We start from the raw sequence: 19,465 nt of genomic DNA on the forward strand, positions 1-19,465 counted from the left end.
CCGCTGAGACCTGGTTCATGGCACCCGGGCGGCGTATTCTGAAAACGAGTCCCTGGCCATCAGTCGGGTAAGGCTGACCCTCGAAGTGCTCGCCCGGGGTCTGACTCAGTAGGTTCTTCACGATGCTCTGCGCCGATGCAGCAGCCTCACCCTGGCAGGCGGACAGGAGCCCCGTATCCTCTCACTTTCATCACCGTGCCTCTCCGCTGGCTGTCCCGCGGCGGATATCACCATCTCGACTCGCACTGCCCAGGAGAACCATCATGTTACTCGAACGCATCTACGATGAGGACCTCTCTCACGCGAGCTATTTCATCGGCTGCCAGGCCACCGGCGAGGCTATCGTCATCGACCCGAGCAGAGACATCAGCGCCTACCAGGAGCTGGCCGCGACCAATGGAATGCGCATCGCCCACGTCACGGAGACCCACATTCACGCCGATTTCCTCTCCGGCACCCGCGAATTGGCCACCGCCACCGAAGCGACGGTCCACCTGTCCGGCGAAGGTGGGACGGACTGGCAATACGGCTACGCCGGCGAGCGTCTGACTGACGGGGACACCATCACAGTCGGAAATCTCGTGTTGCAGGCGGTGCACACCCCGGGGCACACCCCCGAACACATGTCCTTCCTCCTGACCGATACAGTCACAGCAGATGAGCCGGGGTTCATGTTCACCGGTGACTTCGTCTTCGTCGGCGATCTGGGGCGACCCGACCTCCTCGACGAGGCCGCGGGTGGAGTCGATACCCGCTATGTGGGGGCGGCGCAGCTCTATCGCAGCTTGAGTGAGAAGCTGCTGCCTCTTCCCGACTATGTGCAGATCCTTCCCGCACATGGTGCCGGAAGTGCCTGTGGCAAGGCGCTGGGGTCCGTTCCGTCGACCACGGTCGGCTACGAACGCACCTTCTCATGGTGGGGTCGCCATCTCGCAGCAGGCGATGAGCAGGGCTTCGTCGGCGAGCTGCTCGCGGGCCAGCCGGACGCACCGTCCTACTTCGGTCGCATGAAACGACAGAACCGGGAGGGGCCCGTGGTTCTCGGTCCGCAACCCGAACTGCTTGAACTCGATGTCGACACAGTCCGCGAGGGTCTTCAGAACGCCGCGTTGACCTTCGTTGACACCAGGGATCAGCACGGTGTCCATGCGGGCACGGTCCAGGACGCGATCAACATTCCAGCCTGGAACAAGCCTGCCGTCCACGCGGGCTGGGTGCTTGATCCGGAGTCCGATCCTCGGCCACTCGTGCTTCTGGCCGATGGCCCGGACACCGCCAAGCATCTGCGAAACCACTTCATTCGGGTCGGCATCGACACCACCGAAGGCTATGTCACCAGCACCGACGGCCTCCCCACCGCTGTCCCCGATCTGGTGGGGCCGGAGGACCTCGACTCGACCGATTACGATCTCCTGCTCGACGTTCGCAACAGATCGGAGTTCGCGCAGGGCACGATTCCCGGCGCCGAGCAGCTGAGTGCAGGACGAGTCCTCTGGCATCAGGATCGACTGCCCGCCTCGGGCACGATCGTCAGCTTCTGCCAGAGCGGAGTGCGCAACTCGGTGGCCTCCAGTGCTCTGCGGCGAGCCGGGCACCGCGTCATCGAACTCGAGGGCAGCTATCTCGGTTGGCAGGCAGCCCTGAAGAGGCAGGGACTCCAGGTGCAGTGACCCGATGGGCCACAAACACCGTGCCCGGAATCAGGCCGGGGCTCAGGCCACCCGCTCCGGGTATGAGTAGACATTGAAACGGCCCCTGCGGTTGAAGCCGATGACGCTGACACCCACACTCTTGCCGTGATCGACGGCCAGGGCCGATGGTGCGCTCACGGCCGACATCATCGGGATGCCTGCCATCGCGGACTTCTGCACCAGTTCGAATGAGGCGCGCGCTGAGACCTGGAGGACCGTGCGGCTCAGCGGCAGACCGGGTCCGTGGTGTGACATCGCCCAGCCGATGACCTTATCGACGGCGTTGTGACGGCCCACGTCCTCACGCCCGACGAGGAGTTCCGGCTCATCGTTCGGATCATCGCCGACGGCGAAGAGTGCGGCGGCGTGGACTCCCCCGGTCTTGTCGAAGACGTCCTGCTGTGTGCGCAGCCGGTCGGGCAGTTCACCGATCCTGGCTGCTGAGAGCAGGGGCGAGAACCGGAACTCTTCGTCCAGGTCGACGGGGAAGGAGGCCGGGATCAGCGGGTAGGCGGAGGTCTTCGTGACCGCGTCGATCGCCGCGGTGCCACAGATCCCGCACGAGGACGAGGTGTAGACAGAGCGGGCGGGAGCCGCCTCGGCGCTCCAGATTCCTGGTCGCAGCCGCACAGCCGCGACGTTGTGGTTCCGGGTCCCGTCGGGAGCGAGCCCGGTGGAGAAGTCGATCTCCTCGATGTCAGCCATGGTCGTGATGATCGCCTCGGAGAGGAGATAGCCGGCCACGAGGTCGATATCGTTGCCGGGTGTGCGCATGGTGACGGAGAACTGCTCCCCGTTGAGGCGGACCTCCAGCGGCTCTTCCCCAGCCAGGGAGTCGGGGCCGGCGGAGAGCTCTCCGGTGGCGTCGAATTTGTGGACTCGGGCACGAACGGCCCTGCGCTGCACCATGGCGATCAGACCCGTGGTCCGTGGTCGGTGGTGTCCTCGATCGAGGTCTGGATGTGTTCGAGGAGGTCGTCGATGACGGTGATGCCGTCCTTGACCCCGCCCTTGGATCCGGGGAAGTTGATGACGAAGCTGCGGCCGGTCACGCCGGCGACTCCGCGGCTCATCACCGCCGAGGTGGTCGTCTCCAGTCCCTTGCGCCACATCGCGTAGATGAGTCCGGGTGACTGTCTCTCGAGGATTTCGGCCGTGAATTCCGGGGTGCGGTCATCGGGGGCCAGGCCTGTGCCGCCGCTGGTGACGATGATGCGGGGGCGCTCGGCCTCGGAGGTGTCGATTAGGAGGGCGCGCAGGGCTTGGCCGACGGGTTCGCCGTCGCGGACGACGATGGCCTCGGGAGTCTCGTATCCGCGTGTGCGCAGCCAGTCGACGAGAATCGGGCCGGTGGTGTCGGCCGCCTCTCCCCTGGCCGCCGAGGTGGAGGCGATGATGACGGCGGCAGTCCGTCCCGCGCCGAGGAGGTCATCGGCCTGGGATGTCGCCTGGGCTTGTGCTGCCCTATTCGTTTCACTGCTCACGATGCCATCGTACGTCGGACAGGCGCTGCGTTCGACTGGTACCCATTACAGTGAGAAAGGTCCACAGGGAGGAGGCGCGATGGAGGATCTGTCGCTGAGCACGCTGGTCTGGCTGCGCATGGTGCGCTTCGTCGAGAACAGCAATCAGCTGTCCAATGACCATCTGCGGCAGTTCGATCTCACCCTGGCCCAATTCGAAGCGCTGGCCCATATCCGCAATTTTCAGCCGATCACGCAGACCGACCTGGCCCGTGGTCTCACCGTCACGGGAGGTGGCATCTCCAGAATGCTCTCCCGTCTCGAATCCGAGGGGCTCATCTCGAGGCAGCAGGATTGGAAGACCAAGCACATCTCGCTGACCGACAAGGGCACCGAGCTCCTCGAGCGGGCCTATCCTTCCCAGCTTGAGCAGCAGGCTTCACTCTTCGACGAGGTCCTCGATGAGGACGAGAAGACGCAGCTGCATGCGCTGATGAAGAAGCTCTACGAGCACAGCATCACCCGTCGCGAGGACGATTCGCAGTCCTAGGGAATATTTCTCCGGCACTATCAGTTGACATGGCAAATGACATTTCACTGAGGAGAGAAATTGAGCGAAACCACCGGCCAGACTGCACCTCCTGAGCAGACAGCGCCCACTGAGCAGGCCCAAGCCACGAACATGATGGATCACCTCGGATTCACCTCCGGTCAGGGACTGCAGTTCGGGATGTACAGCCTCGGCGATCATCTGCCGAATCCGGCCGACGGGTCCAGGGTGGACGCCGGCGAGCGCATCCGCGAATTCATCGGCTACGCTCAGGCGGCCGAGGATGCCGGCTTCGATTTCTTCAGCGTCGGTGAGAGCCATCAGGAGTACTTCGCCTCGCAGGCCCATGCCGTCATCCTCGGCGCGATCGCCCAGGCCACAAGCACGATTCGCATCGGCAGCACCTCGACGATCCTGAGCACATCGGATCCGGTGCGCGTGTTCGAGAACTTCTCCACCATCGATCACATCTCAAACGGTCGCGCCGAACTCGTCGCCGGCCGCGCCTCCCGGATCGGCCTGTTCGAACTCCTCGGCTACGACCTGCGTGACTACGAAGAGCTGTTCGAGGAGAAGTTCGAGCTGCTGGGCCGGATCAATCGGGAGCAGCGGGTGACCTGGAGCGGGAAGTTCCGCGCCCCGCTCAACAGCGCCGAGGTGCTCCCCCGTCCCGCACAGGACCCGCTGCCGATCTGGCGGGCCGTGGGCGGCGCCCCGACAAGTGCGATCAAGGCGGGCCTGGCCGGAGTGCCCATGGTCATGGCCCACCTGGGCGGGACCACCTCGTCGTTCAAGCCGACGGTCGATGCCTACCGGGAAGCGGCACGTCACCGGGGCTTCGATCCCGCCACCCTGCCGATCGCGAACGCCGGATTCCTCCATGTCGCCGAAACCTCGCAGGAGGCGCTGCGCGGGCTCTACCCGCACATCAATGAGGGGATGAAGCGCTCGAATGGGCAGGGCATGCCCAAACAGCTCTTCGCCCAGGCCGTTGACCCGCACAGCATCGTCAACCTCGGCAGCCCGCAGCAGATCGTGGAGAAGGTCCTGCACCAGCACGAGGTCTTCGGTCATCAGCGCTACCTCGGTCAGATCGACTTCGGCGGCATGCCCTACGAGAAGGTGATGAAGCAGATCGAGATCCTCGGCTCTGAGGTCATTCCCGCCGTGAAGAAGTACACGGTCTCGTCGACTCCCCAGGCCACCTCGGCGATGAATGCGAACACAGCCGAGGAGGTTGCCCGATGAAGCTCGTCGCTCTATCCGGTTCGAACGTAGGCACGAAGACGCGCACGGTCATGGAACACCTCACCCAGACGGTGATGGTCCAGGACCCAAACGTCGAGGCCACACTCATCGACCTCGCCGAGGTCGACATGGTCTTCAGCGACGGCCGCAACTTCACCGAATACACCGGCGATACCGGTCGCGTGACCCGGGCTCTCATGGACGCTGATGTGATCATCATCGGCACCCCGATCTTCCAAGCCTCGATACCGGCGACTTTGAAGAACATCTTCGACCTGCTGCCGGTCAATGCCTTCCGGGACAAGGTCGTGGCCATGGTCGCGACCGCGGGTTCAGCCAAGCACTATATGGTTCCCCAACAGCAGCTGCAGCCGATCTTGACCTATATGAAGGCGCAGGTCGTCCAGCCCTATGTGTTCATCGAGGAGAAGGACCTGCTGCGGGGCCAGATCGTCAACAACGATGTCATCGCGCGCCTCGACCGGCTCGTCGAGGACACTCTCGTGCTCACGCAGACCTATGCCTCGATCCGGGAGGCCAAGGACGCCGCCTACGGGTTCTGAGCGCTCGCGATTGTCCCAGACGACAAGTGAGGCTGTTGCCAGGGTTCTGCCAAACGCGGCGAATACTCTGTAGTTGCAATTTCAACCAACTTTGGAGATCGCTGTGTACGCCACGACTGGATTCCCGACCATCGCCCGCGACATCATCACCGTCTTCGCCCGGATCACCCTCGGCGTCATCTTCATCGCCCACGGCTGGCAGAAGTTCAATGAGTGGACCGTCTCGGGTACCTCGCAGTCCTTCGCTCAGATGGGTGTGCCGCTGCCAGACATTGCGGCACCGTTCGCGACCTTCGTCGAGCTCATCGGCGGAGCGCTGCTCATCCTCGGCGCTCTGACTCCCATCGTCGGCATCCTGCTGGCCGCCAACCTCATCGGCGCATTGGTCATCGTCCACCTCACCCCTGTGCCGTTCGTCGATCAGGGCGGCTGGGAACTTGTCGCCGCTCTGGCCGCAGGCGCTCTGCTGCTGGCTGCCACGGGTCCGGGCCGCTTCAGCGTCGACCGGTTCCTATTCAAGGGGAAGACGGCTGCGCTTCGAAGCGACGTCGATACTCCGACGGCGTGACATTGAACGCGGCAGCGAAGTTCTGCCGCAGCGTGACCACGCTGCCGAAGCCGCAATTCACGGCGATCTGATCGATCGACAGGCTCGTAGCCTCCAGTGCCCGCCTGGCCTCATCGAGGCGGCGCATCCGCACCCATGAAGCAGGTGTCGCCCCAGTCGATGCCCGAAAGGTGCGGATGAAGGTCCGCAGGCTCATATGTGCGACCTCGGCCAATCTCTCGACCGACAGGTCTTCGTCCAGGTGGTGCGCCGCCCAATCGAGCACCGCCGAGATCGAATCATCATCGGCACGCTCAGGCAATGGTCGCTGGATGTACTGCGCCTGCCCACCGTCGCGATGCGGAGCAATGACCAGACTGCGCGCCACCTGGTTGGCCGCGGCGGCACCCAGTCGAGTCCGGACCATGTGCAGACAGGCATCCAGCGCCGAGGCGGTGCCAGCCGAGGTGATGACATCGCCGTGATCGATGTAGAGAACCGAATCATCGATCTCCAGATCCGGATGCCGAGCCGTGAGCTGGTCGAACCCTTGCCAGTGCGTCACCGCCTTGCGGCCGGCGAGCAGACCAGCATCCGCGATGGGGAACGTGCCCAGGCACAGTCCGGCAATGGAAGCACCCCGGTCATGGCTGGCAACCAGCAGCTCTCGCAGGGGTTGCCCAGCCGGGCGACCATCGTCGTACCAGGACGGGACCACGACCACCTCGGCGCCGGATGCCGCTTCCGGCCCACTCACCCCGGTGATCTGGTATCCCTCCGCCGTCGTGATCGGCTCGGCGTCGTCGGAGAACAGAATCGTCTTCCACGTGGCGAGGCCTTGGCGGGCAACCTCGTCGAAGACCATCTGCGGCACGGACAGGTGGAACATGGTGATGCCGGTGAAGGCGTAGATGGCGATGCGCACGGCAGGCTCCTCCCGATGACTGCTTACTGATTGGCTGGAATCAGTTTGGCGTAATTCCATCGTAGATGAGCATTTATGCTGCTGGCGGCCCTCGGTCGGCTCTTGCACACTGGAGATGTGCCGCGGATTCGCGCCACTTCTTCACTCATCACAACTTTGGAGCTTCGCTATGCCTACCGCGCGCCGTGCCCTTGTCCTCGTCGATGTGCAGCAGCAGTACTTCGACGGCCCGCTGGAGATCCAGTACCCGAGCCATGACCAGTCACTGCCGAAGATCACTGCGGCCATCGACGCCGCGGTTGCCGCGGACATCCCCGTCGCCGTCATTCAGCACACCATGGGCACTGAGGCGCCCGTGTTCAATCCGAACGAGCCCGGTTTCGCACTCCACCCCGAGGTCGCACAGCGCCAGACTGATTCCTGGAAGTCAGTGGTCAAGGAGTACGGCTCCGTCTATGCCGACACCGACCTGGAATCATGGCTGCGCGAGAAAGACGTCGACACCGTGACGCTGGTCGGGTACATGACGAACAACTGCATCCTCTCCTCAGCGGCGAGTGCCGAGGTGCTTGGCTTCACCACGGAAGTGCTCTCGGACGCGACCGGTGCTATCAACATCGCCAATGATGCCGGCTTCGCCGATGCCAAGACCGTGCATACAACCCTGATGGCGGTTCTGCATTCGAACTGGGCCGCCGTGGCGACGACTGATGCCTGGAGCCAAGCGCTCAGTGCTCAGGAGCCTCTGCCGAAGGGAGACCTGGGCAGCTCGGCCGTCACCGGTGCGCAGAAGGCAGGGCAGAGCTGAGCTATGACTGCAGGCGGCTCAGCAGGTCCTTGACGCGTTCGCTGATGTCATCGCGGACCAAACGCATGCGCTCGATTCCGTCAATGCCGCGCTCAGAAGGTTCGTCGGTGTCCCAGGTCTCGAGCCTGGTTCCGTCGGGCGCATGCACTTTCGCTTCTCGCCCCAAGGTGACGACGACATCGGCTGCTTCCAGATCGGCTGGGGTGACCGGCTTCGGGCTTCCTTCGCTGATGTCGATGCCCAATTCGGCCAGAGAATCCACCGAAAGCTGATTGAGCGAGGTGCCGGGCTTGGTGCCGCCGGAGGCGACATCGACCGAGTCGCCGGCGATGTTGTTCATGAGGCCGGCGGCCATCTGTGATTTTCCGCCGTTCTTCACACAGACGAAGAGGACGTGAGGTGGTGTTTTCATCGTGTCTCCCGGTGAGTTCATCGTGCATCCTGGTGTGCGCCGCGACCGTGTTCCAGCCCGGTGGGAATGCCCAGTGTGACCGGTTGCGGGGTCGAGCCGCAGCAGCCGGAGCCTTCAGCCGCAGGTTCAGCCTCGCCCACCGGCGCTGGTCCGCAGCATCCGCCATCATCGTCAGCCACAGAGGCAGCCGATGGAACGTCGCACGAGGAACCGATGTCAGCCGAGCAGACTCCGGTCTCCGGAAGCACGAGCTCGACCTTATCGGCGGCCGCCTGGTCACCGGCGATGGCGGCAACGATCGAACGAACCTGCTCGTAGCCGGTAGCCATGAGGAATGTGGGCGCTCGCCCGTAGGACTTCATCCCTGCGATGTAGAAATCCTTCTCTGGGTGGGACAGGAGGCGAGCGCCGTGTGGTGCGACGGTTCCGCAGCTGTGGTACTCCGGGTCGATCTGTGGCCCAAGACCCGTAGGCGCCTCGACGATCGAGTCGAGATCGAGTCGAATCTCGCGCAGGAAGCTGAGGTCTGGCCGGAAACCTGTGGTCGGAACGACCAGGTCCGCGTCGAGCGAGGCAGCGCCCGCCGAGGTGGTCCCGGTGATCGTGAGTGCGCTTGGGATATCCGTCGCCGAGGTGGTGCTGAAGTCAGAGTTCGTCTGCGCCGCGATGCGCAGTTCCGTAATGGTCGTCGAGGTGTGAACCTCGATGGCTCCGGCCTCAACGAGGTTGCGCAGTCGCGTGCCCAGCGCCCCACGTGCGGGCAACCCGTCTTGGTCGCCACCGCCGTAGACACTGGCAGGATCAGTTCCGCGAATGGCCCAGCTGATGCGAGTGGACGGTTCAGCCTCGCGGAGCTCCCCCAGTGCCAGCAGAGTATTGGCTGCCGAGTGGCCGGCCCCGACGACAAGTGCGTGCCGGCCAGCGAACTGTGCTCGATCTCGGCCGAGGACGTCGGGCAGCGGCGAGGTGACGAGCCCAGCTTCTCGGGCCGCTGGTTCCCCGATGGCTGGCAGTCCTGCTTGGCCGAGAGGGTTCGGGCTTTCCCAGGTGCCGGAGGTGTCGATGACGGCGCGTGCGAGGTGGTGGTCTTCAATCTCCCCTTGTACGTTCTGGGTGCGAACGAGGAACGGAGTATCACCACGGCCCGGGGTCCGCGTGCGATCTTTGCCTACGCGGCTGACTGCGATGACTCGTGTCTGAGTGCGAATCGTGTTGCTCAGTTGTGGCGTCGCGGCCAAGGGTGCGAGGTACTCGGCCACGAGTTCAGCCCCGGTCGGCAGGTAATCGCCATTGGGCTCGACCCATCCTGTCGGATCGAGTAGGGCGCGGGCGGCCTGGTCGATGTTGTACTTCCATGGTGAGAAGAGACCGATGTGGCCCCACTGACTCACCGCCGCGGCAGGCCTCGAACCAGCTTCGAAGATGAGCGGCTCCATATCGCGAGCGACGACGTGCGCTGCGGCGGCAAGCCCGACAGGGCCAGCACCGATGATGACAACCGGAAGTTCAGCCAGCGGCGTGGACTCAGTCATGATGCATCCTCCAGGCTGTTCAGCAGAGCCTTAATTCGAGCGCGAATGTCGTCGCGGATGATGCGCACGGTCTCGATTCCCTGACCTGCCGGGTCGTCGAGTTCCCAGTCTTCGTAGCGTTTGCCGGGGAAGATGGGGCAGGCATCGCCGCAGCCCATGGTGATCACCACATCCGAGGTCTTCACCGTGTCCGGGGTGAGAATCTTCGGCTGCTGGTCGGTGATGTCGATGCCGACCTCAGCCATCGCCTCGGCGGCGGTCGGGTTGATCATGTCCCTCGGCTCGCTGCCAGCGGAGCGGACCTCAACTCGATCGGCCCCGAGCTCGCGGAGGAAACCGGCAGCCATCTGTGACCGGCCGGCGTTGTGCACGCAGACGAAGAGGACGGTGGGTTTCATTTCGGTTGAGGTCATGAGTGCGACTCCTGTCGGTTCGGGGCCATCTGGCCTCCGGCGAATTCGGGGAAGAAGCGGCGTCGTGACCACAGGGCCACGTAGACGAGGGCGACGAGGATGGGGACCTCGATGAGGGGGCCGACGACACCGGCAAGAGCCTGCCCGGAGGCGACTCCGTAGGTGCCGATGGCCACGGCGATGGCGAGTTCGAAGTTGTTTCCGGCAGCGGTGAACGCAAGCGTGGTCGTCTTCTCGTAGCCGAGGTGCAGGGCACGTCCCACGATCATGCCGACGGCGAAGACGACAATGAAGTAGATGAGCAGTGGCAGCGCGATGCGGGCGACATTCAATGGATTCGAGGTGATCTCATCACCCTGGAGAGCGAAGAGCAGGACGATGGTGAACAGCAGACCGTAGAGTGCGAAGGGCCCGATCTTGGGCAGGAATCGGTCTTCGTACCAGGTGCGTCCCTTGGTCTTCTCACCGATGGTGCGGGTGAGAAAGCCGGCAAGCAGCGGGATGCCGAGGAAGACGAGGACGCTGAGGGTGATCGCCCAGAAGGAGAATTCGCCGCTGGTCGTCGGCAGTCCCAGCAGGTTCGGCAGCCACTGCAGGTAGAACCAACCGAGAAGACCGAAGGCGAGGACCTGGAACACCGAGTTGATCGCGACGAGGACTGCGGCGGCTTCGCGGTCACCACAGGCGAGGTCGTTCCAGATGAGGACCATGGCGATGCAGCGAGCGAGGCCGACGATGATCAGTCCCGTCCGATATTCGGGAAGGTCGGGCAGGAAGATCCAGGCAAGGGCGAACATGAATGCTGGTGCTGCCAGCCAGTTGATGAGCAGGGAGGTGATCATCAGCTTCTTATCGGCGAGCACCCGGCCGGTCTCGTTGTAGCGGACCTTGGCCAGCACCGGATACATCATCACCAGCAGCCCCAGAGCAATCGGCAGCGACACGTCGGCGATCTTGATCGAGTCCAACGCCGCACCAAGTCCCGGCACGAGGCGGCCAAGCAGCAGGCCGAGCACCATCGCTGCGATGATCCACACCGGCAGGAAACGGTCGAGGGTCGAGAGTTTGGCCTGGGCAGGCTCGCTGGTGGTGGCGGCTGGGGCGGGGGTGTTCATCGGACTCCTGAGACATCGATGGGTATCGATACGAATCCAACCACCACATATCGACAACTGTCAATATGTGGGCATAATGGAGAGGTGACTGCTGAACAGACATTGCCCGCACCCGCCTCGGCGGCCTGCTGCACTCCTCTGACCGCTGAGCCTTTGGGCCTGGACGAGGCACAGGACTTCGCGCGGATACTCAAGGCACTCGCCGACCCGACTCGCCTGCGCCTGGTCTCACTCATTGCCGCGCACGAGGACAATGAGGCCTGCGCGTGCGATCTCATCGACCCGGTCGGACTGGGCCAGCCCACGGTCTCACATCACCTCAAGATCCTCGTCGACGCCGGAGTCCTCCACCGGGAGAAGCGCGGCATCTGGTCGTATTACTCAATGGCAGAAGAGACTTTGGAGCGCATCGCGGCGTTCCTGTCCCCTGCATAGTTCCACCGTCTGGCGCCGTGCACACTGCGACCGCGCTTCGAGAGGCTTCGCACCGCCGGACAGGATCGGGGTACGCTCCGAAATGAGACCGCGCCACTCCCCCCGACGAAAGCAGTGAGGTCAATGACTGCGACTGGCAAGACTGTCCTGCAGGCAAGTCTGGATGTCTTCCGCACCCATGGAATGACGACGATCTTCGGCAATCCGGGATCGAACGAGCTGCCGTTCTTGGCAGGACTCGGCGATGACTTCCGCTTCGTCCTCGGCCTGCATGAACAGGTCGTCGTCGGCATGGCTGAAGGCTTTGCTCGCGCCACCGGACGTCCGGTCCTGGTCAACCTGCATGCCGCTTCCGGGTCCGGCAACGGGATGGGAGCGCTGACCAACGCTCACTACGGCCACGTTCCCCTGGTTGTCCTCGCCGGGCAGCAGGTCCGTCGGACGGTGGGTCAGGAGACCATGCTGGCCAGCGCCGATGCTGCCACCCTGCCGACACCGTTGGTGAAGTACTCCCACGAGCCCTTGTCTGCCACGGACGTCCCGCGAACTCTGTCCCAAGCCGCCTTCGAAGCGACCACTCAGCCCAGCGGACCTGTCTATGTCTCCGTTCCCTTGGATGATTGGGATGAGGAGGCGCTCGATGACGATGACCTGCTGACGACTCGGACAGTGTCGACCGGGCGTGGTCTCGACCCGCAGCTGCAGGAAGAGCTCCTCGCGTCTCTTGATGGGGCGAAGCGTCCCGCGCTCGTGGTCGGACCCCAGGTGGATGCCGCCGCTGTATCTGATCCCGAGGTCTTAGAAGCAGTGCAGGCATTGGCGGAGAAGCTCGATGCCTCTGTCTATGTCGCACCGTCTCCGACTCGCTGCCCCTTCCCCACGACCCACCCGAATTTCGAGGGTGTGATGGTCCCTGGGATCGGGTCGGTGCGTGACCGGTTGGCCGACCATGATGTCGTCCTCGTGTTGGGTGCTGCCGTGTTCAGGTATCACCGGTGGGAGCCTTCGAACTATCTGAGCCCCGGCACCGAGGTCATTCAGATCACCCAGGATCCGCGCGAGGCCACTCGGGCGCCGTTCGGCAGGGCCGTCATCACCGATGTCGCCAGCACCGCTGCGACTCTCGCTGATGGGGTCACCGATCGTGGCACCCGGCGCGGCGAGCGCGGTTCACGGATCATGAGCCCAGCGGCCACCTCGGCGGAAGGGATGACGGGTGGCGAAATTCTCGAGGTGCTCAATGAGCACGTCAACGACTCGGTGTCCTACGTCAACGAGACCACCACATTGGACCTTGACTACCTCGAACGGGTCGCGATCGACCGGCCTGGAATGTACAGCTTCCCTGCCTCTGGCGGCCTGGGCTTCGGGCTGCCTGTCGCCGTGGGAATGTCGATCGGTGCACCAGAGAATACGGTCGTGGCGACCGTCGGCGACGGCTCGGCCAACTACGGCATCACCGCACTGTACACGGCGGCCCAACTGCAGACGCGGACCGTGTTCGTCATCATCAACAACTCCGGCTATGGTGCCCTGGCCGGCTTCGCCCAGCGCATGGGCGTGCCCAAAGTTCCCGGACTGGCACTGGGCGGCATCGACTTCGTCTCCCTGGCCAAGGGGTACGGGGTCCCCGCAAAGCAGACGTCCACCCGTGCCGAGTTTGCGGCCGCCTATCGGGAGGCACTCGACGCGACCGGACCGGTGCTCATTGATGCTTCGATCGTCTCGTGATCACTGTCGTCTCGTGACTGTGGTTGAGGCATGACCGTTTGCACTGAGGTCGTGTCAAGGTCAATAACGACTCGCTTCGACCTGGCACGTATGCCGATGCACCCTCTTGCACGCACACATAAGGACATCGCCTACGCTGACACTCATGGGATTCGGGGCTTTGGAACACTACGCAGAAACCGTGGGCTTGACTGTGGCAGCGGTGGTCCCCGAGGAACAGAACAGCGACTATGAGTCGGGATGCGCCAAGCTCGAGGGAACCTGGTGGCGAGTCCGGACAGCACGCATCACACCGACCAAACCAGGTGCCTTCGTAGCCGTCTGGGAACGCACCCCAGAGGGGAGTACTGCGCCATTCTCCGGTGACGATACCTGTGCGGGGCTTCTCGTGTTCGTCTCAGACGAAGGGTTCTTCGGCCTCTTCAAGTTTCCCACCGCGGACCTGATCAAGTTGGGAATCTACTCGTCACAACGCTCGACAGGGAAGCGAGGCTTCCGTCTCTACCCGCCTTGGTCCACGTCGCTGAATCCCCAAGCGACTCGCACGCAGCGCAAGCAGACTCCGTTCTTCGAACAATTTCGTTGAGTCATTCGGACAAGCCGGGCCACTGTTTGTCCCCCATGAGCTCGGCCCGATATCCTGGGAAGTAAGCAACAGCAGCAAGAAACGCTCGGGACGACCCGAACGCAATCAGTCACGATGAGGACGGCCTCGAAGAACAGGAATTCCCGTCATGACTGCCGCCGTTCGCAGCATTCTCACTCCCACTGCCATCATTCGCCTGGTCCTCGGGTGGGGTGCCTTCGCAGCACTCCTCTTAGCAGGCTCTCTGCTGGCTCCGCCCGTTGCAGGCCCACTCCTCGTCACTGCCCTGATCGCCATCGTCGGCGTCATCCTCATCTGCGCCTTCGGAGTCGTCCACGAGGCCGAGCATCTGGCCCGCCGCCTCGGCGATCCCTATGGTTCGCTGGTGCTCACCCTCTCGATCGTGCTCATCGAGGTGGTGCTCATCGCCGCCGTCCTCTTAGGCCCGGGCGAGCACGCGACGATCGCCCGCGACTCGGTCATGGCCGTGTCGATGATCATCCTGGGCGCCGTCATCGGACTGTGCCTGCTGGTCGCGGGGCTGCGGCACGGGAGTCTCGCCCATAATCGCACGGGCGTCTCAACGTATCTGTCACTCATCATCGTCCTCGCCGCCCTCGCCTTCGCCCTGCCGGCACTCATCGGCACGAATGGCAGCTACCAAACGTGGCAGGAGATCCCGATCATCGTGCTGACGATCGGCATCTATGCCTTCTTCCTCTACCGTCAGATGGGTGCTCAGGCCGCCGATTTCCACGAGGTCGATCCGCGTCTGACCAAGCCCGCCGAGGTGGCTCCGGAGTCCGCTTCGACCACAGTCGCGACCACGCAGAAGCAGGGCATCGTTGCGATCATCTCCGCCCACCGCGCCGAGATCATCGTGCGTCTGGCTCTGCTCATCACCACGGTCACCCCGATCGTGCTGCTCAGCCACGATATGGCGTCGCTGCTCGATGACGGATTGGGCCGCCTCGGCGCTCCTGTGGCTCTGTCCGGTGTCGTCATCGCGCTCATCGTCTTCCTCCCGGAGACGATCACCTCGATCAGGGCCGCATGGCAGGGTGAGATCCAGCGGGTGAGCAATCTGTGTCACGGGGCGCAGGTGTCAACGGTGGGGCTGACGATTCCGACCGTGCTGCTCATCGGGCTGCTCACCGATCAGCCGATCGTGCTCGCGGAATCCCCAGCCAATCTGCTTCTGTTCGCGGTCACGCTGCTGCTGTCGGTGACGACGTTCGCGGCGAAGAAGGTCACAGCCGTCCACGGTGCGGCCCACCTCGTCGTGTTCGCGATCTTCGGGATCACGCTCTTCTCGTGAGGAGGGAGGGCGCTTCGGTGCCCTGACTCTTTCTCGGCCTTTTATGGTGGCGACTACCTCAGTCTCCGCGCGTCTTGGCTGAGGTATTTGCACGGGTCAGACTCTCCCGCGGTGAGGAGATGGCGTGGCCCGCGGCGCATTCGACGACAGCCTTGACCGGTTCGCCGCAGTCACGGTGCAGCACTTCGAGCGGCGGGCCGCTTGAGCCTAAGTCGTGGCCACCCGAACCGCCATCGGGGCCAGTGCCGCCGTCGGGGCCGGCGCCGTGCTTGTCGCCCCAGCGCAGCAGAGAGATCATCACCGGGTAGAGGTCGATCCCCTTGCCCGTGAGTCGATATTCCTTGCGTGCTCGCCGGCCGGGTTCGCGGTAGGGCGTGGCCTCAAGGACACCAGCGGCGACGAGCTTGCGCAGCCGGTCGGAGAGCACTGGGTCCGAGACTCCGACATGGTCACGGATCTGGTCGAACCGGCGCACTCCGTTGAACGCCTCTCGGAGGATGAGCACGGTCCACTTCTCCCCGATGACATCCATGGTCTTCTGGATCGAGCATTCGGCAGTGTCGAATCCCAACCAGTCCATATGCGCTCCTTCGTTTGACCGCCTGATCCATTGTAGGCTAACTTCAAATTATTCAGCCAGCTCGAAGGGGAACTCATGAATCCGCAGTCGGACGCACTTCCAGATGTCTCACTTGCCTCAGCCAGCAACTTCGTCGCCGCCTCGGGGCTCGTCATCGACGAGGTCACGAACACAAGCGTCCGCGGCCATGCCGATCTGGGCAGCGACCACCACACGCCTTGGGGCGTCGTCCACGGCGGCGTGTACACAACGCTCGTGGAGAGCACGGGAAGCATTGGTGCCAGCCACGCTGTGGGCGAGCGCGGCGAGTTCGCCGTCGGCATCCACAACGCCACCGACTTTCTGCGCCCGACCGCCGGCGCCCGCGTTGCAGTCGAGGGCACCGCCCTGCATCAGGGCCGGACCCAGCAGCTGTGGGAGGTCATCATCACCGACACCTCATCGGACAAGGTCCTGGCCCGCGGCCAGCTGCGCCTGCAGAACGTCCCCATGCCGAAGGAGGCCAACTGAGATGGGCACTGATTCGAGCACTCGCGAAACCACGGTGACCTGGAGCGACCCTTCAGAGGGGCTGGCGCTCCTGCCGACGTTGGACGGCATCGACTACCTGCGCAAGATCGCCGCCGGCGACATCCCCGGAGCACCCATCGGATCTCATATGGGTATGGAGATCGCCGAGGTGGGTGAGGGGACGGTCACGTTCCACTGCCATCCCGATGAGTCCCACTACAACCCGATCGGCATGGTCCACGGAGGGTTGGTCTGCACCCTCCTCGACTCGGTGCTCGGGTGCGCCGCACAGACCACCTTACCGAAGGGCACCGGCTATACCTCGATTGAGATCAAGGTCAATTACCTGCGCCCCGTCACCAAGGACAGCGGACCCCTTGTCGCCACAGGAAGAGTCGTCAAGCCTGGTCGCCGAGTGATCTTCTCCGAAGGCGAAGTCGTCGACAACAAGGGCAAGACGGTCGCCACCGCATCGGGCAGCCTGCTCGCCTTCCCATTGGAGACTAAGTAGGCGAGGTCCTGCGGCTGTGATCGACGACGTGATCGTCGGCTGCCCGGCGACCACCTCGGCGATTGTTCGCGGACTATTCCGTCGGTTCAGGCGACATGAGTCGCCGGTCGAGCCATCCTCGTCGCCGTCCGCCGAGTTGGTGTCGCCGTCCGCCGAGGTGGCGCCACCGTCAGTCGGGCTCGTGTCGCCGTCGTTCGGGCTCGTTGGGGTTTCTGATGAGTTGGTCTCCGAAGGTTCACCCGACGACTCCGTCGAGTTCTTCTCGGTGGCCGATTCGGCCCTGGCGGTCTCGCCCTCACCCGGTTCCGGCCAGGCGACATCCTCGGTGAAGGCTGGCTGATCCGCACACGTGCCGAGCACGGCCTCCATCGCGTCCTTCTCCGCGGAGGCCACCGCCAGCCCGTACTTGTGCTTGACGGCAATCTGCCTGGAGACGTATTCGCACTGGAAGGCTTCATTCGGCGGCAGCCATGCGGCCGCGTCACCGCCGCCCTTCTGCCGCATGACATTCGCACTCACGGTCAGCAGGTTGAGAGGGTCGTTTCCGAACTCGCGGAGTTCATCGACGGACATGTCTGAGGCCCCGGTCTGCCAGGCATTTGAGCTGGAGACGATCTGATCGACATCGACATTGGCGGATCCGCGCTCGAAGGCATACGACTCGCCAAGGTAGTCGTCATCGAGCTCCCCCGCGATGGCTACACACCCGTTGGTCTCCGCCTCGATCTCAAGGTCCTTGAGGTCACGCCTGAGCGCATCGTTGCGTGTATCGCAGCCGTTGTCATCGACATCGGCGCTCCAGTCGAAGAGTTCCGGGTCGTAACCGGTCCTGTGCTCTTTGACCTTGACCTCGAGTACGTCGAGCATCGACCGTGCCGCGCCCAATTCCGCGCCGTCTGCGCCGCGCTGTGGAGAATCGCTGCCGTCTTCACCGTCTGCTGCGGGCTTCGACTCGTTCTGCGTGGAGACATCAGGACCGGAATTTGCGGGCGCCTCCGAGTCGTTGTGCGATCGCGGTCCCGGGGCAGGTGCCGCCGAGGCTGACGGTCGTGAGGGTACCGGGTCGGAGTCCGCGGTTCCGCCTCCGCCGGTCGACCATGCCACATCGTTTCCGTTGATCTGGCTCGTGCCGTCGCTTCCGCATCCGGAGAGCAATGCGAAGACGATTATGGCGAGAAGGGACACTGCCCGAATTCGAGTGCTGCGAGTAGCGACTGCGGAGTTCATCGAATTGGGCACGCTTGAAATGTTAGGGCAGGTTGTCACTATAGGGAACGGGGCTGACCAATCGGTAATCGATTCGTTATAAGTTGAAAACGAAACTGTCATAAACCGTGGACGCTGAGCCACCTCGGCGACTATTCGCAGCCGATTCCGTCACCATCACGGTCGAGGTGAGACGCATACCCCGGGTCACCTCGGCGAACGGGTGCGGCTCCGGCGTCACGGACGGCGGTGCAGTTCTTGTAGTAGACCGAACCCGAGGACCCTGAGCCGGAAGACGTCGACTTCTGGCCCGAATCGCTCGTCGAACCGGAGCCCGACTTCGACCCCGACGACGACTCCGAACCGGAGCTCGACTTCTTCTTCATTGAGGTGTCCTCTGCCGTCTTCGCATTGTCGCCCTCACCGGGATCGGGCCATGCGACGTTCTTCGTGAACGCGGGCTGGTCATCGCACGCGCCGAGGATTCGCTTCATCGCGGACTTCTCCGCTGCCACGACCCACAGGTCGTACTTGTGCTTGATCGCGATCTGGCGGGAGACGTATTCGCAGCGGTAGCTCTTGGCCGGCGGCAGCCAGGTCGCGGCATCTCCGTCGCCCTTCTGCCGGTTGAGGCTCGAACTCACGGCAAGCAGGTTGAGCGGGTCGTTGCCGAATTCCTTGAGAGTGTCCTCGTCGAACTTCGCGGCACCGGTCTGCCAGGCGTTGGAGCGGGCAACGATGTGGTCGATGTCGATGTTGTTCGGGTCCCGGTCGAAGGCGTAGGTCTCGCCCTTGTATCTGTCGTCCAGGTCGCCGGCGATGACGGCGCAGCCCTTCGTCCCTGCCTTGAGGGTGATGTCGTTCAGGTCCCGGCGCAGCACGTCGTTGCGGGTGTCGCAGCCGTTGTGGTCGGCATCGGATCGCCATTTGAACAGGTCCGCGTCGTAGCCGGTCTTGGGTGCGCGCCCCTTGACCTCCAACTCCTCAAGCATCGCCAGAGCTGTACCGGCAGTCGCACCGCCAGCCCTGCCCTGCTCGGTTTCCCCCGACTCATTCTGGCCTTCGCTGCTCTCGGCATCCTCGCTCGGGGCCGTGGTCTTGGGCTCGGCTTCGGGTTGCGCAGTCTTTTCGGTTGCCGCCTTTGTCTCTGAGCTCCAGGAAGCATCGTCAGCACTGGCTTCGACATCTCCGCCGTCGGCGCAGGCAGAGAGGAGAGTGAGGCTGAGGAAGGCGATGAGGACGAAGACCATGCCTGCACGGAAACGTGTCGTGGCATGGTTGAGGAAGGCGGAATGAGTCATGGGTGTCCAGTCGTGCAAAA

Annotated in this window: 21 protein-coding genes and 1 pseudogene; 12 read left to right on the plus strand and 10 right to left on the minus strand. The window is 63.6% G+C overall.

The window, feature by feature from the left end:
* Positions 1–263: 263 nt before the first annotated feature.
* The gene (locus tag PGC08_RS15585) at positions 264–1,670 is read left to right on the plus strand and encodes an MBL fold metallo-hydrolase (RefSeq protein ID WP_271708842.1); all 1,407 of its coding nucleotides are present in this window, start codon (positions 264–266) and stop codon (positions 1,668–1,670) included.
* Between the two features lie 42 nt (positions 1,671–1,712).
* On the opposite strand, the gene fdhD is transcribed toward PGC08_RS15585, so the two are convergent.
* Positions 1,713–2,600 carry a formate dehydrogenase accessory sulfurtransferase FdhD gene (fdhD, locus tag PGC08_RS15590; RefSeq protein WP_271708843.1) on the minus strand — a complete coding sequence of 296 codons (888 nt, stop codon included), beginning with the start codon at positions 2,598–2,600 and terminating at the stop codon, positions 1,713–1,715.
* A 5-nt stretch (positions 2,601–2,605) separates the two neighbouring features.
* Positions 2,606–3,175: a MogA/MoaB family molybdenum cofactor biosynthesis protein gene (locus PGC08_RS15595; protein ID WP_271708844.1), complete on the minus strand. Its 570-nt coding sequence runs from the start codon at positions 3,173–3,175 to the stop codon at positions 2,606–2,608.
* 79 nt (positions 3,176–3,254) lie between these two features.
* On the opposite strand from PGC08_RS15595, the gene PGC08_RS15600 reads away from it, so the two are divergent.
* The 4 genes from PGC08_RS15600 (at position 3,255) to PGC08_RS15615 (ending at position 6,083) form a co-directional block, all read left to right on the plus strand.
* Positions 3,255–3,704: a MarR family winged helix-turn-helix transcriptional regulator gene (locus PGC08_RS15600; protein WP_009884884.1), complete on the plus strand. Its 450-nt coding sequence runs from the start codon at positions 3,255–3,257 to the stop codon at positions 3,702–3,704.
* A gap of 60 nt (positions 3,705–3,764) precedes the next feature.
* Positions 3,765–4,952, plus strand: a complete 1,188-nt coding sequence (locus tag PGC08_RS15605) for an LLM class flavin-dependent oxidoreductase (protein ID WP_009884883.1) — start codon at positions 3,765–3,767, stop codon at positions 4,950–4,952.
* Positions 4,949–5,515, plus strand: coding sequence for an NADPH-dependent FMN reductase (locus PGC08_RS15610; RefSeq protein ID WP_009884882.1), 567 nt, complete (start codon positions 4,949–4,951; stop codon positions 5,513–5,515). The genes PGC08_RS15605 and PGC08_RS15610 overlap by 4 nt, the downstream gene beginning before the upstream one ends.
* Positions 5,516–5,618: 103 nt before the next feature.
* Positions 5,619–6,083: a DoxX family protein gene (locus PGC08_RS15615; RefSeq protein ID WP_009884881.1), complete on the plus strand. Its 465-nt coding sequence runs from the start codon at positions 5,619–5,621 to the stop codon at positions 6,081–6,083.
* Here the strand turns inward: PGC08_RS15615 and PGC08_RS15620 are convergent.
* Positions 6,031–6,987 carry a GlxA family transcriptional regulator gene (locus PGC08_RS15620; RefSeq protein ID WP_271708845.1) on the minus strand — a complete coding sequence of 319 codons (957 nt, stop codon included), beginning with the start codon at positions 6,985–6,987 and terminating at the stop codon, positions 6,031–6,033. The genes PGC08_RS15615 and PGC08_RS15620 overlap by 53 nt on opposite strands.
* A 169-nt stretch (positions 6,988–7,156) precedes the next feature.
* On the opposite strand from PGC08_RS15620, the gene PGC08_RS15625 reads away from it, so the two are divergent.
* On the plus strand, positions 7,157–7,795 hold the full coding sequence (locus PGC08_RS15625; RefSeq protein ID WP_009884879.1) for an isochorismatase family protein: 639 nt from the start codon (positions 7,157–7,159) through the stop codon (positions 7,793–7,795).
* A 1-nt stretch (position 7,796) separates the two neighbouring features.
* On the opposite strand, the gene PGC08_RS15630 is transcribed toward PGC08_RS15625, so the two are convergent.
* Genes PGC08_RS15630 through arsB form a run of 4 tightly spaced genes read right to left on the minus strand, consistent with a single transcriptional unit; the run spans position 7,797 to position 11,267 of the window.
* Entirely contained in the window at positions 7,797–8,207 is a 411-nt protein-coding gene (locus tag PGC08_RS15630) for an arsenate-mycothiol transferase ArsC (RefSeq protein ID WP_083248953.1), read from the minus strand.
* Between the two features lie 17 nt (positions 8,208–8,224).
* Complete coding sequence (locus tag PGC08_RS15635) at positions 8,225–9,739, minus strand: NAD(P)-binding protein (RefSeq protein WP_271708846.1); 1,515 nt, start codon at positions 9,737–9,739, stop codon at positions 8,225–8,227.
* A complete protein-coding gene (locus tag PGC08_RS15640) occupies positions 9,736–10,152 on the minus strand; it encodes an arsenate reductase ArsC (RefSeq protein ID WP_096146391.1) in 417 nt (138 codons plus the stop codon). Before PGC08_RS15640 ends, PGC08_RS15635 begins: the two co-directional genes overlap by 4 nt.
* On the minus strand, positions 10,149–11,267 hold the full coding sequence (gene arsB / locus PGC08_RS15645; RefSeq protein WP_271708847.1) for an ACR3 family arsenite efflux transporter: 1,119 nt from the start codon (positions 11,265–11,267) through the stop codon (positions 10,149–10,151). The genes PGC08_RS15640 and arsB overlap by 4 nt, the downstream gene beginning before the upstream one ends.
* Positions 11,268–11,351: 84 nt before the next feature.
* Here arsB and PGC08_RS15650 point away from each other — a divergent pair, with 84 nt between their 5' ends.
* The 4 genes from PGC08_RS15650 (at position 11,352) to PGC08_RS15665 (ending at position 15,337) form a co-directional block, all read left to right on the plus strand.
* Entirely contained in the window at positions 11,352–11,702 is a 351-nt protein-coding gene (locus tag PGC08_RS15650) for an ArsR/SmtB family transcription factor (protein WP_009884874.1), read from the plus strand.
* Positions 11,703–11,825: 123 nt separating this feature from the next.
* Positions 11,826–13,433 carry a benzoylformate decarboxylase gene (gene mdlC / locus PGC08_RS15655; RefSeq protein WP_009884873.1) on the plus strand — a complete coding sequence of 536 codons (1,608 nt, stop codon included), beginning with the start codon at positions 11,826–11,828 and terminating at the stop codon, positions 13,431–13,433.
* 145 nt (positions 13,434–13,578) lie between these two features.
* Entirely contained in the window at positions 13,579–14,019 is a 441-nt protein-coding gene (locus PGC08_RS15660) for a MepB family protein (protein ID WP_009884872.1), read from the plus strand.
* Positions 14,020–14,167: 148 nt separating this feature from the next.
* The gene (locus tag PGC08_RS15665; RefSeq protein ID WP_069600803.1) at positions 14,168–15,337 is read left to right on the plus strand and encodes a calcium:proton antiporter; all 1,170 of its coding nucleotides are present in this window, start codon (positions 14,168–14,170) and stop codon (positions 15,335–15,337) included.
* Between the two features lie 58 nt (positions 15,338–15,395).
* Here the strand turns inward: PGC08_RS15665 and PGC08_RS15670 are convergent, their stop codons facing one another.
* A complete protein-coding gene (locus PGC08_RS15670; RefSeq protein ID WP_069600804.1) occupies positions 15,396–15,917 on the minus strand; it encodes a winged helix-turn-helix transcriptional regulator in 522 nt (173 codons plus the stop codon).
* A 75-nt stretch (positions 15,918–15,992) separates the two neighbouring features.
* On the opposite strand from PGC08_RS15670, the gene PGC08_RS15675 reads away from it, so the two are divergent.
* Both PGC08_RS15675 and PGC08_RS15680 read left to right on the plus strand, forming a co-directional pair.
* Positions 15,993–16,427 (plus strand): PaaI family thioesterase, encoded by a 435-nt coding sequence (locus PGC08_RS15675; RefSeq protein ID WP_009884869.1) that lies wholly within the window; start codon positions 15,993–15,995, stop codon positions 16,425–16,427.
* 1 nt (position 16,428) lies between these two features.
* Positions 16,429–16,938 carry a PaaI family thioesterase gene (locus PGC08_RS15680; protein ID WP_009884868.1) on the plus strand — a complete coding sequence of 170 codons (510 nt, stop codon included), beginning with the start codon at positions 16,429–16,431 and terminating at the stop codon, positions 16,936–16,938.
* Between the two features lie 426 nt (positions 16,939–17,364).
* On the opposite strand, the pseudogene PGC08_RS19455 reads toward PGC08_RS15680, so the two are convergent.
* Positions 17,365–18,267 (minus strand): annotated as a pseudogene (locus PGC08_RS19455) (GmrSD restriction endonuclease domain-containing protein); the annotation flags it as partial.
* A gap of 29 nt (positions 18,268–18,296) precedes the next feature.
* The gene (locus tag PGC08_RS15690) at positions 18,297–19,445 is read right to left on the minus strand and encodes a GmrSD restriction endonuclease domain-containing protein (RefSeq protein ID WP_009884866.1); all 1,149 of its coding nucleotides are present in this window, start codon (positions 19,443–19,445) and stop codon (positions 18,297–18,299) included.
* Between the last annotated feature and the right edge of the window lie 20 nt (positions 19,446–19,465).

Source organism: Brevibacterium sp. BDJS002, assembly GCF_028201555.1.
GTDB lineage: Bacteria > Actinomycetota > Actinomycetes > Actinomycetales > Brevibacteriaceae > Brevibacterium > Brevibacterium aurantiacum.